At 62.3% G+C, this 12,687-nt stretch carries 10 protein-coding genes and 1 riboswitch; of the genes, 1 reads left to right on the plus strand and 9 read right to left on the minus strand.

Annotated elements, in window-relative coordinates; genetic code table 11:
• Window positions 1–51: 51 nt before the first annotated feature.
• Both alaS and ltaE read right to left on the minus strand, forming a co-directional pair.
• The gene (gene alaS / locus BLW22_RS22540) at window positions 52–2,670 is read right to left on the minus strand and encodes an alanine--tRNA ligase (RefSeq protein WP_065926189.1); all 2,619 of its coding nucleotides are present in this window, start codon (window positions 2,668–2,670) and stop codon (window positions 52–54) included.
• A 145-nt stretch (window positions 2,671–2,815) separates the two neighbouring features.
• Complete coding sequence (gene ltaE, locus BLW22_RS22545) at window positions 2,816–3,820, minus strand: low-specificity L-threonine aldolase (protein ID WP_074848228.1); 1,005 nt, start codon at window positions 3,818–3,820, stop codon at window positions 2,816–2,818.
• Between the two features lie 191 nt (window positions 3,821–4,011).
• A riboswitch (FMN riboswitch) is annotated at window positions 4,012–4,181 on the plus strand.
• A gap of 113 nt (window positions 4,182–4,294) precedes the next feature.
• On the opposite strand from ltaE, the gene BLW22_RS22550 reads away from it, so the two are divergent.
• Window positions 4,295–4,804, plus strand: coding sequence for a 6,7-dimethyl-8-ribityllumazine synthase (locus BLW22_RS22550; protein ID WP_065926190.1), 510 nt, complete (start codon window positions 4,295–4,297; stop codon window positions 4,802–4,804).
• A 71-nt stretch (window positions 4,805–4,875) separates the two neighbouring features.
• Here BLW22_RS22550 and astE read toward each other — a convergent pair whose 3' ends face one another.
• The 7 genes from astE to BLW22_RS22585 form a co-directional block, all read right to left on the minus strand.
• A complete protein-coding gene (astE, locus tag BLW22_RS22555) occupies window positions 4,876–5,880 on the minus strand; it encodes a succinylglutamate desuccinylase (protein WP_065926191.1) in 1,005 nt (334 codons plus the stop codon).
• 11 nt (window positions 5,881–5,891) lie between these two features.
• Window positions 5,892–6,182, minus strand: a complete 291-nt coding sequence (locus tag BLW22_RS22560; RefSeq protein ID WP_027607770.1) for a hypothetical protein — start codon at window positions 6,180–6,182, stop codon at window positions 5,892–5,894.
• 38 nt (window positions 6,183–6,220) lie between these two features.
• Window positions 6,221–7,567, minus strand: a complete 1,347-nt coding sequence (astB, locus tag BLW22_RS22565) for an N-succinylarginine dihydrolase (protein WP_065926192.1) — start codon at window positions 7,565–7,567, stop codon at window positions 6,221–6,223.
• Between the two features lie 156 nt (window positions 7,568–7,723).
• Window positions 7,724–9,193, minus strand: a complete 1,470-nt coding sequence (gene astD, locus BLW22_RS22570; RefSeq protein ID WP_162494273.1) for a succinylglutamate-semialdehyde dehydrogenase — start codon at window positions 9,191–9,193, stop codon at window positions 7,724–7,726.
• Window positions 9,190–10,215, minus strand: coding sequence for an arginine N-succinyltransferase (gene astA, locus BLW22_RS22575; protein WP_027607767.1), 1,026 nt, complete (start codon window positions 10,213–10,215; stop codon window positions 9,190–9,192). Before astA ends, astD begins: the two co-directional genes overlap by 4 nt.
• A 49-nt stretch (window positions 10,216–10,264) precedes the next feature.
• Window positions 10,265–11,284, minus strand: a complete 1,020-nt coding sequence (gene aruF / locus BLW22_RS22580) for an arginine/ornithine succinyltransferase subunit alpha (protein WP_003175655.1) — start codon at window positions 11,282–11,284, stop codon at window positions 10,265–10,267.
• 167 nt (window positions 11,285–11,451) lie between these two features.
• Window positions 11,452–12,672, minus strand: coding sequence for an aspartate aminotransferase family protein (locus BLW22_RS22585; RefSeq protein WP_027607765.1), 1,221 nt, complete (start codon window positions 12,670–12,672; stop codon window positions 11,452–11,454).
• Window positions 12,673–12,687 lie beyond the last annotated feature (15 nt).

The following is a 12,687-nucleotide window of genomic DNA, read 5'->3' on the forward strand; positions in this document are numbered from 1 at the left end:
CAACCAGCACAGAACAGCCCGTGACTAGACCACGGGCAGGTTAACAGTGCCTTAAATACCTGCCTCGACAAATGGCACGGTCAGGGCCAGGGCCGCGTCCAGGGCACTGGCGTCTACACCACCGCCTTGCGCCATGTCCGGACGACCGCCGCCCTTCCCGCCCACTGCCGCAGCGGCTTGCTTCATCAAATCACCGGCCTTGAGTTGGCCAGTCAGGTCCTTGGTTACACCGGCAACCAGCACGACCTTCTCCTCATGGACACTGCCGAGCAGGATCACTGCGCGGCCGAGCTTGTTCTTCAACTGATCGACCAGGGCCAACAGCGCCTTGCCGTCCTGACCGTCCAGGCGTGCAGCCAGGACTTTCACGTCCTTGACGTCAACGGCCGAAGCCGACAGATCGTCGCCCGCAGCGCTGGCCGCCTTGGCTTGCAACTGCTCCAGCTGTTTCTCCAGCGCACGGTTGCGCTCCAGAACGGCGGACAACTTGTCGATCAGGTTGTCGCGACTGCCCTTGACCAGGCTGGCCGCTTCCTTGAGTTGTTCTTCAGCCGCATTCAGGTAGGCCAGGGCCGCAGCGCCGGTCACCGCCTCAATACGACGCACACCCGACGCCACGCCGCCTTCGCTGATGATCTTCAGCAGGGCGATATCGCCGGTACGGTTGGCGTGGATACCGCCACACAGCTCCACCGAGAAGTCGCCGCCCATGCTCAGCACGCGCACGTTGTCGCCGTACTTCTCGCCGAACAGCGCCATGGCGCCCTTGGCCTTGGCCGTCTCGATGTCAGTCTCTTCGGTTTCTACCGGGGAGTTCTTGCGAATCTCAGCGTTGACGATGTCTTCCAGGGCCTTGATCTGCTCAGGCTTGATCGCTTCGAAGTGGCTGAAGTCGAAACGCAGGCGCTGGCTGTCGACCAACGACCCCTTCTGCTGGACGTGCTCGCCCAGCACCTGGCGCAGCGCGGCGTGCAGCAAGTGCGTGGCCGAGTGGTTCAGCGCGGTGGCATGGCGTACGTCGGCATCGACCTGGGTGTCCACCGGCGCACCGACCGTCAGGTTGCCCAGCACCAGCACGCCGTGATGCAGGAACGCACCGCCGGTCTTGGTGGTGTCGCGCACCTCGAAACGACCGGAGGTCGAGCTCAGGAAACCACAGTCACCGACCTGGCCACCGGATTCGGCGTAGAACGGCGTCTGGTCCAGGACCACAACCGCTTCTTCGCCTTCGCTCAACACGTCGACCGACTTGCCGTCTTTATAAATGGCAACGATCCTGGCCGCGCCGACGGTCGCCTTGTAACCGGTGAACTCGGTGGGCACGTCAACCTTGACCAGGGTGTTGTAGTCCAGGCCAAAGGAACTGGCGGAACGGGCGCGCACGCGCTGGGCTTCCATCTCACGCTCAAACCCGGCTTCGTCGACGGTCAGCTCGCGCTCACGGGCGATGTCGGCGGTCAGGTCCATCGGGAAGCCATAGGTGTCGTACAGTTTGAACACGACATCGCCCGGCACCACGGTGCCTTTGAGCTCGGCCAAGTCCTGCTCCAGAATCTTCAGGCCGTGCTCCAGGGTCTTGGAGAACTGTTCTTCTTCAGCCTTGAGCACACGCTCGATGTTGTCCTGCTGCTGCTTGAGTTCCGGGAAGGCATCGCCCATCTCGGCAACCAGCGCGGCCACGATCTTGTAGAAGAAGCTGCCAGTGGCGCCCAGCTTGTTACCGTGACGGCAGGCGCGACGGATGATACGACGCAGCACGTAGCCACGGCCTTCGTTGGACGGCAGTACACCGTCGGCGATGAGGAAACCGCAGGAACGGATGTGGTCCGACACCACCTTGAGGGACGACTGGCTTTCATTGGCACAACCAATGGCTGCGGCCGACGCGCTCAACAGGTTGGTGAACAGGTCGATCTCGTAGTTGGAGTGAACGTGCTGCATCACCGCACTGATCCGCTCCAGACCCATGCCGGTGTCTACCGAAGGCGCTGGCAGCGGATGCAGCACGCCATCGGCGGTGCGGTTGAACTGCATGAACACGTTGTTCCAGATCTCGATGTAACGGTCGCCGTCTTCTTCCGGCGAGCCCGGTGGGCCACCCCAGATGTCGGCGCCGTGATCGTAGAAAATCTCGGTGCAGGGGCCGCATGGGCCGGTGTCGCCCATGGTCCAGAAGTTATCGGACGCGTAAGGCGCGCCCTTGTTGTCGCCGATACGAATCATGCGCTCGACGGGCACCCCGATTTCCTTGGTCCAGATGTCATACGCTTCGTCGTCCGTCGCGTAGACGGTCACCCAGAGTTTTTCCTTGGGCAGCTTCAACACGCCGGTCAGGAAGGTCCAGGCGAAGGTAATCGCGTCTTTCTTGAAATAATCGCCAAAGCTGAAGTTACCCAGCATCTCGAAGAACGTGTGGTGGCGGGCGGTGTAGCCGACGTTTTCCAGGTCACTGTTCTTGCCGCCGGCACGCACGCACTTCTGGCTGCTGGTGGCGCGGGTGTAGGCGCGTTTTTCCTGGCCCAGGAAGCAGTCCTTGAACTGGTTCATCCCCGCGTTAGTGAACAGCAGGGTTGGGTCATTGCCTGGGATCAAGGAGCTGGAGGAGACACGGGTGTGACCTTGCTCTTCGAAGAAGCGAAGGAAGGCTTCACGGATTTCTGCGCTTTTCATAGGTTCTTCCACGGAGGCTGCGGCCAAAGGCCAGTGCGCAACATCATCAGACGGAGCGACGGCAAAAGGCCGCATTATATCGGCCCTTTGCCGGTGGTACAGCGTGTTTATGCGATAGAGAGGTTCAATTAGACGGTCTGCACACTCATTTGCGCGAAAAATCGACGAATGCCTTGAGCACTTGCTCGATCTGCGCCCGGCTCACATCCAGATGCGTCACCATGCGCAGGCGCGGCGCAGCACTCAACTTGATCCCACGCTCGGCGGCAAACGTCTTCAAGGCCTGGGCCTGGTCGCCGATCTGCACGTAGACCATGTTGGTCTGCACCGGCTCCACCGCGTAACCGGCGTTGCGCAGCTCATCGCCCAGCCATTGCGCATTGGCGTGGTCGTCGGCCAGGCGCTGCACCTGGTGATCCAGGGCATACAGCCCTGCTGCCGCCAGGGAACCGGCCTGGCGCATGCCACCGCCGACCATCTTGCGCAAACGGCGTGCCTTGGCGATCAACGCCGTGGAGCCGCACAGCACCGAGCCGATCGGCGCACCGAGGCCCTTGGACAGGCACACCGACACCGAGTCGAAATGCTGGGCGATCTCCCGCGCATCGACCCCAAGCTTGACCGCCGCGTTGTAGAGTCGCGCGCCATCCAGGTGCAGGGCCAGGCCATGTTCGCGGGTAAACGCCCGCGCCTTCGCCAGGTAGTCCAGCGGCAGCACCTTGCCCTGCATGGTGTTTTCCAGGGCCAGCAGGCGGGTGCGGGCGAAGTGGAAGTCGTCGGGCTTGATGGCCTCGAGCACCTGATTCAGGTCGAGGGAGCCATCCGCCTGCACGTCCAGCGGCTGCGGCTGGATCGAACCCAGCACGGCCGCGCCGCCGCCCTCGTATTTATAGGTGTGGGCCTGCTGGCCGACGATGTACTCCTCGCCACGCTCACAGTGGGCCATCAGCGCCAGCAGGTTGCTCATGGTGCCGGTGGGCACGAACAGCGCGGCCGCAAAGCCCAGGCGCTTGGCCAGCTCGGCCTCCAGGCGGTTGACGCTGGGGTCTTCGCCGTAGACGTCATCGCCGCTGGCGGCATTGGCCATGGCGTCGAGCATGCCGGCGGTGGGTTGGGTCACGGTGTCGCTGCGCAGGTCGATCACAGACATGAAACAAGCCTCGAAGGGGTTCATTAAGATTCTTATGAGGATGATTACTGCGGGCAAAGCCGCGGAATATCAAGCCCCACGCGTTCTCAATCGAATACCAACCAAACAAACCGATATAGCTTATCGATACGACGCTCGTGCAGTTTATGAAAAACCATGTTAAAAACTCTCCGCCACCAGGGTTCTGGTGGCAACGTTCTCAGGGCGGGGTGCAATTCCCCACCGGCGGTAATTGCACGCAAGGTGCATAGCCCGCGAGCGCTTGGCGCCTCGAACTGCTCACGCAGGACGGCGACAAGGTCAGCAGACCCGGTGTGATCCCGGGGCCGACGGTCATAGTCCGGATGAAGAGAGAACGGGATTGGCACCTAAGGGCCGCACGCCGAGCGCATGCCTGCATGACTCGGCGGTTCGTACCCTTAAATCCCATTCGATTCATAACGCCCTGTTTTTTTCTTAAACAGGAGTCAGAACATGCAACCCACCGCAATCGACAGCAAAAGCAAAAACCATCACGGCGAGCGCGTCGCGTTTATCCAGGCCTGCTGGCACAAGGATATTGTCGACCAATCCCGCAAAGGCTTCCTCGCCGAAATGATCGCCCAGGGCTACCAGGAATCGGACATCGATTTCTTCGAAGTCGGCGGCGCCTTTGAAATGCCCCTGCACGCCAAGCTGCTGGCCAAGACCGGTCGTTACGCCGGTATCGTGGCCGCCGCGCTGGTGGTGGACGGCGGGATCTACCGTCACGAGTTCGTGGCCCAGTCGGTGGTCAGCGGCCTGATGCAGGTGCAGCTGGAAACCGAAGTGCCGGTGTTCTCGGTGTCCCTGACGCCGCATCACTTCCATGCCGGCAGCGAACACACCGCGTTCTTCCATGAGCACTTCGTGCACAAGGGCCAGGAAGCTGCACGTACATGCGCCGACACCCTGCACAAGGTGCGGGCGATCCGTCGCAGCGAGCCACGGGCGGTAGCGGTCTAAGCAACACTGCAAAACAAGATGAGGGAGGGGGCTACACCCCTCCCACATTTGGACCAGGTTAAGGCTCAGATCTACGCCAACCCGGCCTCTGTGGTTGGCACAATCAATATCCCCGCCCGCAAGCCATTCTTCACCTTCGGGTTGGGGAAGATGATGCGCGCCCCCTCCTCCTCGATCACCCAACGGGTCTTGGCCACGTCTTCGGCCAGCAGATAACCCTTTTCCAATTCCGAAAAGTTTTCCACGTCCGCCGGCAAGTGCAGCAGGAATGCATCGCTGTGCTTGATGACTTCCCGCGACACGGCGAACAATTTCAACCCGTCCAGGCTGTCAGTCTCAGGCTCGGTGCCTTCGATGATCTGCTTGAGGCGCAGCTCCAGGCGGGAGACATTCACGCCCTGGTTGTGCCCGAACGGCCGTGCCTTGCCCAGTTCCAGGGTGAAAGCCTCGGCCTCCAGCTGCTCATAGGTAAACGCGGTAAAGGTGATCGAGCTCTTGTTCTGCAGCAGCACCGCTTCCATGCCAGCGGCGTTCAGGCGCGCCAGTTCGTGACGTGAATGCTGGCGCCCCTCCTTCCAGGGGTACAGCGCAAACTGCTCGATCTTCGAGCCGCGGATGGCGGTGTGCAGGTCGTAATGCAGGCGCGAACGGCCAGGCAAGCTGAAGAAGCTGCGGGCCAGTTGTTCAAGCTCGGCGGCGCGCATGGCTTCGGGGCCGATGTTTTTTTCATGCCGGCCGTTGAACAGCCGGTTGACGTCCAGTTCAAGGTAACGCTCGCCGCGGCGCATGGCCTCAGGGTTGCCGAACAGGAACAGAATACGGGTGCGGGGCTTGATCTCCCCACGGGCGATGCCATGCAACAGGCGGTCGAGCAATTCGATCGGCGCGGTTTCGTTGCCATGGATGCCGGACGACAGCAGCAGGTCGCTGCCATTGTCCGTTGCCTGCGGCGGGCGCACTTCGAGTGCGCCCTCGCTGAGCCAGCGCATCTGCACGCCGTCGACAGTCAGTTGAATTTTTTGCGCCGGTTCGCGACCGGCGAGGGTCAGTTCAAGCAGTTTGCCGAGGGCGAGCATACGCAGCTTCCTTAGTGGTTGCAGCCTGGGCCATGGACGTGATCGTCGTCATCACCTTCAACGTCGGCCGGTTCCATTTCCAGTTGCAGGCTCATCAGGTTGGTGGCCAGGGGGCGCATCAACAGGTTGGCGTATTCGGCGTCGCCTTCTTCCACGTCCACGCCGATCAGCAGTTGGCCACGGCCGTCGTGCTGGATCCAGATTTCCTTGCCCTGCCAGACCACGGCGACGCGGGTGCAGGAGGTTTCCAGCTGGGTACCGTCGGTGTCTTCAAGGATCAGTTGCAGGGTGTCGGTGCTCATAAATAATTCTCAGCCATAGGGTGTAAAAAGAGGTGGCGTTAATTGATCTGGAAAGGATAAACCGAGCCCAGTTTAAGGATTTGCGTCAGTTCATCCAGTGCCGTCCGGCACTCAAGCAGCAATTGCGGGTCAGCCAGGTCGGTTTCGCGCAGGCTGTCGCGGTAGTGCTTGTCGACCCATTGGGTCAGTGTGTCGTACAACGGCGCGGTCATGATAACCCCTGGGTTCACCGCTGCCAGCTCGGTTTCGTTCAGGGCCACGCGCAGGCGCAGGCACGCCGGGCCTCCGCCGTTCTGCATGCTTTGCTTGAGGTCGAAGACTTTGACTTCGCGGATCAGCCCAGCGGACGCCGTCAGGCCTTGCAGGTACTGCCAGACGCGCTCGTTGGCGCGGCACTCCTCCGGCACGATCAGCAACATCGAACCGTCGGCGCGGGTCAGCAACTGGCTGTTGAACAGGTAGGAACGCACCGCGTCCTCGACGCTGACCTGGGCACGCGGCACACACACCGCCTGGAAGTTGCCGCCCAGCTTGCCCAACTTGCCCTGCAACTCGGCCAGCATCTGTTCGGTATTGAGGAATGCGTCCTCGTGATAGAACAGCACCTCGCCGTTGCCCACCGCGATCACGTCGTTGTGGAACACGCCGGCATCGATCACCGCCGGGTTCTGCTGGGCGTAGACCACGCCTTCATCCTTCAGGCCATGCAGGCGGGCGACGGCCTGGGAGGCTTCGAGGGTCTGGCGCGCCGGGTACTTCTGCGGGGCCGGGTAACGGGGGTCGAACGCGCTGCGCCCGAACACGAAAAACTCCACGCCCGCGTCGCCGTACTCACGGCAGAAACGCGTGTGGTTGGCCGCACCTTCGTCGCCGAACTGCGCCACCGCCGGTAACGCGGCGTGGTGGGCAAAGTGCTTCTGGTCGGCAAACATCGCCCCCAGCACGCGGCTGGTGGTGGGGTGTTCGATGCTGCGGTGGTATTTGCAATTGAGGTTGGCGGCGGTGAAATGCACGCGGCCATCTGCCGTGTCGGCGCTCGGGCTGACGGTGGCGGCGTTGGCCACCCACATGCTCGATGCCGAGCAACTGGCGACCAACAACGGCATGGCCTGCTTGGCCGCCTGCTGGATGACCTGGGCGTCGGTGCCGCTGAAACCGAGGTTGCGCAACGCCGCTACGTCCGGACGCTCCTGGGGCGCGAGCACGCCTTGCACAAAGCCCATGTCCATCAGGGCTTTCATTTTCTGCAGGCCCTGCAACGCCGCTTCCCTGGGGTTGGAATGCTGCTGGCTGTTGCTCTGGGACGCGACGTTGCCGAAGGACAAACCGCCGTAGTTATGGGTCGGCCCCACTAGACCGTCAAAATTGACTTCATAGGATTTCATCGGCGAGGCTCCACGAACATCTGTTTTTATAGGCTTCAAAAATCTTCAACACACCACAAATCCAGTGTGGGATGGGGCTTGCTCCCGATAGCAGTCTGTCAGTTGATCAATCAGGTGACTGACACATCGCCATCGGGAGCAAGCCCCCTCCCACATTTAGATCAGCGTAATGCCGGGGGTTAGCGTGGCCGGTACCACCAGGCTTGGCGTTTCAAGCGACGCCACCGGGTACGCACAATAATCCGCCGCGTAATACGCACTGGCGCGATGGTTGCCCGAGGCCCCTACCCCACCAAATGGCGCGGTGCTGGCGGCGCCGGTCAGCTGTTTGTTCCAGTTGACGATGCCAGCACGGCTTTCCAGCCAGAATTGCTTGTAACGCACCTCGGAATCGGACAACAGGCCCGCGGCCAGGCCGTACTGGGTGTTGTTGGCTTCGGCAATCGCCGCCGCGAAATCGGCGTAGCGGATCACCTGCAACAACGGGCCGAACAGCTCTTCGTCTTCGCGCTCGGTCACGCCGGTTACGTCGATGATGCCTGGGGTCAGCAAGGCGGCCTGGTCCTGGGGCTGGGTCATCTCCAACAGTGCCACGGCGCCATTGGCCAACATCAGTTCCTGGGCCTCCATCAGGGCTTTTGCCGCTGCCAGGGAAATCACCGAGCCCATGAACGGCGGCGGTTGCTGGTCGAACGCGCCGACTTCAATCGTCGCACTCACCGCCACCAGCCGCGCCAGCAGCGCATCGCCCCAGGCGCCTTCCGGCACCAGCAGGCGACGGGCACAGGTGCAACGCTGGCCGGCGGAGATAAACGCCGATTGGATGATGGTGTAGACCGCCGCATCCACGTCGGCCACCTCGTCCACCACCAGTGGGTTGTTGCCGCCCATTTCCAGGGCCAGGATCTTGTCCGGGCGCCCGGAGAACTGCTGGTGCAGATGATTGCCGGTACGGCTGGAACCGGTGAAGAACAACCCATCGATACCGGGGTTGGCGGCCAACGCAATGCCGGTCTCGCGCGCACCTTGCAGCAGGTTCAACACGCCCGCCGGCAAACCGGCGTCGATCCAGCACTGCACGGTCAGCTCGGCGACTTTCGGGGTCAGCTCGCTGGGCTTGAACAGTACGGTGTTACCCGCCAGCAACGCCGGGACGATATGCCCGTTGGGCAGGTGACCGGGGAAGTTGTAAGGACCAAACACCGCCACCACGCCGTGGGGCTTGTGGCGCAATACGGCGGTGGCGTCGCCCAGGGGGCCGCTCTTCTCGCCGGTACGCTCGCGGTAGCTTTGCACCGAGATCGCGATCTTGTTGGCCATGCTGGTGACTTCGGTGGCCGACTCCCACAGCGGCTTGCCGGTCTCCTCGCCGATGCAGCGGGCGATTTCATCGGCGCGGCTTTTCAGGCTCGCGGCGAAGGCTTCCAGCACGCTGATGCGCTCTTCCAGCGGGCGCCGGGCCCAGGCCGGGAACGCCTGGCGCGCGGCCTGCACGGCCGACTCGACCTGCTCGACCGTGGCGCCATTACCGACCCACAGCACCTGCTGGGTCACCGGGTTACGCGATTCAAACAGCTCACCCTGGCCAGCCAGCCAGCTACCTGCGATATACAACGAATTCATTATTTCGACTCCCGAGCAGCAGACAACGGTACGGCACGCACTTGATCACCCACCACCAGTTGCAGGCGCTTGGCGGTTTGCGGATCGACCACCAGCGTGCCTGCCGCCAGGCGCGCCGGTGCGGCGGTGATGCGGCAATCTTCGCGTTTGCGGTTATGGATCAGGAACGGCGTGGCGTCGTCCCCCGGTGTGCCGATGGCCAACACCAATGATTGGCTGTCGCGCACCGCACGGATCTTGGCGGTCTCGCACTCCACCGCCGGGCCGGCGTCGAAAATATCGACGTAGCCCTGGTAGCTGAAGCCTTCGCTCTTGAGCATGCTCAACGCCGGCTCGGTGTCCGGGTGGACCTTGCCGATCACGTTGCGCGCGTCCTCGGAAAGGAAGCAGCTGTACAACGGAAACTTGGGCATCAGCTCAGCGATAAACGCCTTGTTGCCCACGCCGGTCAGGTAGTCGGCCTGGCTGAATTCCATCTTGAAGAAGTGCCGGCCCAGGCTTTCCCAGAACGGCGAACGCCCGGCGTCGTTGGACACGCCACGCATCTCGGCGATGATCTTGTTGCCAAACAGCTGTGGGAACTCGGCGATAAACAGCAGGCGCGCCTTGGCCAGCATGCGGCCGTTGAGGCCGTTGCGGTAATCGGCATGCAGGAACAACGAGCACAGCTCGGAATTGCCGGTGAGGTCGTTGGCCAGGAACAGCGTCGGAATTTCACGGTAGATATTCAGTTCCTGGGAGGCGCTGACCGTCAGGCCGACCCGGAAGTTGTACCACGGCTCGCGCAGGCCGACGGCACCGGCGATGGCGGAAATCCCCACCACGCGACCTTCGTCGTTTTCCAGCACGAACAGGTAGTCGGCATCACCGCGCCCGGCGTCGCCACGAAAGGTTTTTTCCGCCCAGCCAACCCGGTGGGTCAGGCGCTCTTCGTTGGCCGGCAAGGTGGTGAGGCCGGTGCCGGTGCTGCGCGCCAGATCAATCAGGGCCGGTAAATCGCTGCTGCGTACGGGACGAACGATCATGCTATCTCCTCAGACGGGCCGCTGCTGCCAGCCACCCGCGACACTCTGTTTATACCGCTACCAGGCGCACACTCGCACCTTCACCAACACCCAGGGCTTCGGCGGCTGCCAGGTCCAGGGTCACCGGTTTGCCCGGCGCGTAGTCCAGCTCCAGCATCACCGCGCGGTAATCCTGCAACTGCGCGTTGCTCACCAGGTACTGGCGGCCGACACCCTTGACCATCTCGCCGATCTTCACCGGCACCACACGGCTCTGGGCGATCGAGCGAATGCCCGAGACCCGTGCGTGCAGCGTTGGGCCGCCGTCGAAGATGTCGATGTAGTGGTCAGTCTCGAAGCCTTCGCGCATCAGGATGTCGAAGGTGATCTGCGCACGCGGGTGCACCTGGCCCATGGCTTCCTGGGCTTCGTCCGGCAACAGCGGCACGTAGATCGGGTAATGCGGCATCAGCTCGGCGAGGAACGTACGGCTTTTCAGCCCGCACAGGCGCTCGGCGGCAGCGTAGTTGAGGTCGAAGAAGTTGCGGCCGATGGCATCCCAGAACGGCGAATCACCGTTCTCGTCGCTGTAGCCGACAATCTCGGTCACCACCGAGTCGGCAAAGCGCTCGGGGTGGCTGGCGACGAACAACAGGCGGCCACGGGAATTGAGTTCCGACCACGGCGAACCGACCAGCTCCGGCACCACGTAGAAGCTGGTGAGCAGGCTGTTTCCGGTGAGGTCATGGCACTGGGAAAGCACGTGGATCTTGTTGTGGATCTTCAGCTCGCGGGAGGCGTGCACGAAGGTCTCGTTACGAAAACTGTAGAACGGCTCCGAGTAACCGGCCGAGGCGACAATGGCCGAGCAGCCGGCGAGCTTGCCGGTCTCGGTGTCTTCCAGCACGAAGAAATAGCTTTCTTCACCGTTGAAACTCACCTCGGCCGCGAAGGACGCTTCGCTGGCGGCGATCTTGTCGCTCAGGCGTTCCACATCATCCGGCAAGGAGGTGACACCAATCGGGCTGTCCGCAGCCAGACGCTGTACCTCGCCCAGATCAGCCATTTGCGCGGGGCGCATCACCAGCATGGTGTCACTCCTTAACTCTAGAACTCACAGGAAAAAAATACCGAACAGGTCAGGAACACCCCATATCTTCATGTGGGGCATATTCCAGTGTGGGAGGGGGCAAGTCGAATCGTCGCACCGCCCCTCCCACATTTTTGACCCAGTCCAGCCGGCAGAAGGTGTCGCTATCAGGCTTGGGTCAGCGTTTTTACCGCACGCTCGAAACGATCCAGGCCTTCGTTGATGTCCGCGTCTTCCACCACCAGGCTCGGCGCAAAACGCACCACGTCGGGGCCGGCTTGCAGGATCATCAGGTTTTCTTTCTCGGCCGCGTTGAACACGTCCTTGGCCTTGCCTTTGAACGCATCGCTCAGTACGCAACCGATCAGCAGGCCCATGCCGCGCACTTCGGTGAAGATGCCGTACTGCTTGCCGATCTGCTCCAGGCGCGCCTTGAACAGGTCGTGCTTGGCGTTGACGCCGGCCAGCACCTCAGGGGTGTTGATCACGTCGATGACCGCTTCGGCCACTGCGCACGCCAGCGGGTTGCCGCCGTAGGTGGTGCCGTGGGTACCGACCACCAGGTGCTTGGCCAGGTCTTCACGGGTGAGCATCGCCGCGATCGGGAAACCGCCGCCCAGGCTCTTGGCGCTGGTGAGGATGTCGGGCACCACGCCGTAGTGCTGGTAGGCAAACAGATGGCCGCTGCGGCCCATGCCGGTCTGCACTTCGTCGAAAACCAGCAGCGCATTGTTGGCGTCGCACAGTTCGCGGGCACCTTGCAGGTAAGCCAGTTCGGCCGGCAGTACGCCGCCTTCGCCCTGGATCGGTTCCAGCACCACGGCGCAGGTCTTGTCCGATACGGCGGCTTTCAGCGCTTCCAGGTCGTTATAAGGGACGTGGGTGATGCCGGTGATTTTAGGCCCGAAACCATCGGAGTACTTCGACTGGCCACCGACGTTGACGGTGAACAGGGTACGGCCGTGGAAGCTGTTCAGCGCGGCAATGATCTCGTACTTCTCGCTGCCGAAACGGTCGAACGCCACGCGACGGGCCAGCTTGAATGCGGCCTCGTTGGCCTCAGCGCCCGAGTTGCAGAAGAACACGCGCTCGGCAAACGTGGCGTCGATCAACTTATGGGCCAGGCGCAGGGCCGGCTCATTGGTGAAGACGTTGGAGACGTGCCACAGCTTGTTGGCCTGCTCGGTCAATGCACCGACCAGCGCCGGATGGGCGTGGCCCAATACGTTGACCGCGATGCCGCCGGCAAAGTCGATCAGCTCGCGACCCGCCTGGTCCCATACGCGCGAACCTGCGCCGCGCACGGGGATGAACGCAGCAGGGGCGTAGTTGGGAACCATGACCTGGTCGAAATCGGCACGTTGCACCGGGGCTTGCTCAACGGACATCGGAGTCTCCTGAAG

Origin of the sequence: Pseudomonas marginalis (assembly GCF_900105325.1) — a bacterium.
Taxonomy (GTDB): Bacteria; Pseudomonadota; Gammaproteobacteria; order Pseudomonadales; family Pseudomonadaceae; genus Aquipseudomonas; species Aquipseudomonas marginalis.

Bases quoted from the DNA above. Each gene is read 5' to 3' on its own strand.
- alaS (WP_065926189.1), bottom strand. From the start codon at position 2,670: ATGAAAAGCGCAGAAATCCGTGAAGCCTTCCTTCGCTTCTTCGAAGAG.
- ltaE (WP_074848228.1), bottom strand. From the start codon at position 3,820: ATGTCTGTGATCGACCTGCGCAGCGACACCGTGACCCAACCCACCGCC.
- BLW22_RS22550 (WP_065926190.1), top strand. From the start codon at position 4,295: ATGCAACCCACCGCAATCGACAGCAAAAGCAAAAACCATCACGGCGAG.
- astE (WP_065926191.1), bottom strand. From the start codon at position 5,880: ATGCTCGCCCTCGGCAAACTGCTTGAACTGACCCTCGCCGGTCGCGAA.
- BLW22_RS22560 (WP_027607770.1), bottom strand. From the start codon at position 6,182: ATGAGCACCGACACCCTGCAACTGATCCTTGAAGACACCGACGGTACC.
- astB (WP_065926192.1), bottom strand. From the start codon at position 7,567: ATGAAATCCTATGAAGTCAATTTTGACGGTCTAGTGGGGCCGACCCAT.
- astA (WP_027607767.1), bottom strand. From the start codon at position 10,215: ATGATCGTTCGTCCCGTACGCAGCAGCGATTTACCGGCCCTGATTGAT.
- aruF (WP_003175655.1), bottom strand. From the start codon at position 11,284: ATGCTGGTGATGCGCCCCGCGCAAATGGCTGATCTGGGCGAGGTACAG.
- BLW22_RS22585 (WP_027607765.1), bottom strand. From the start codon at position 12,672: ATGTCCGTTGAGCAAGCCCCGGTGCAACGTGCCGATTTCGACCAGGTC.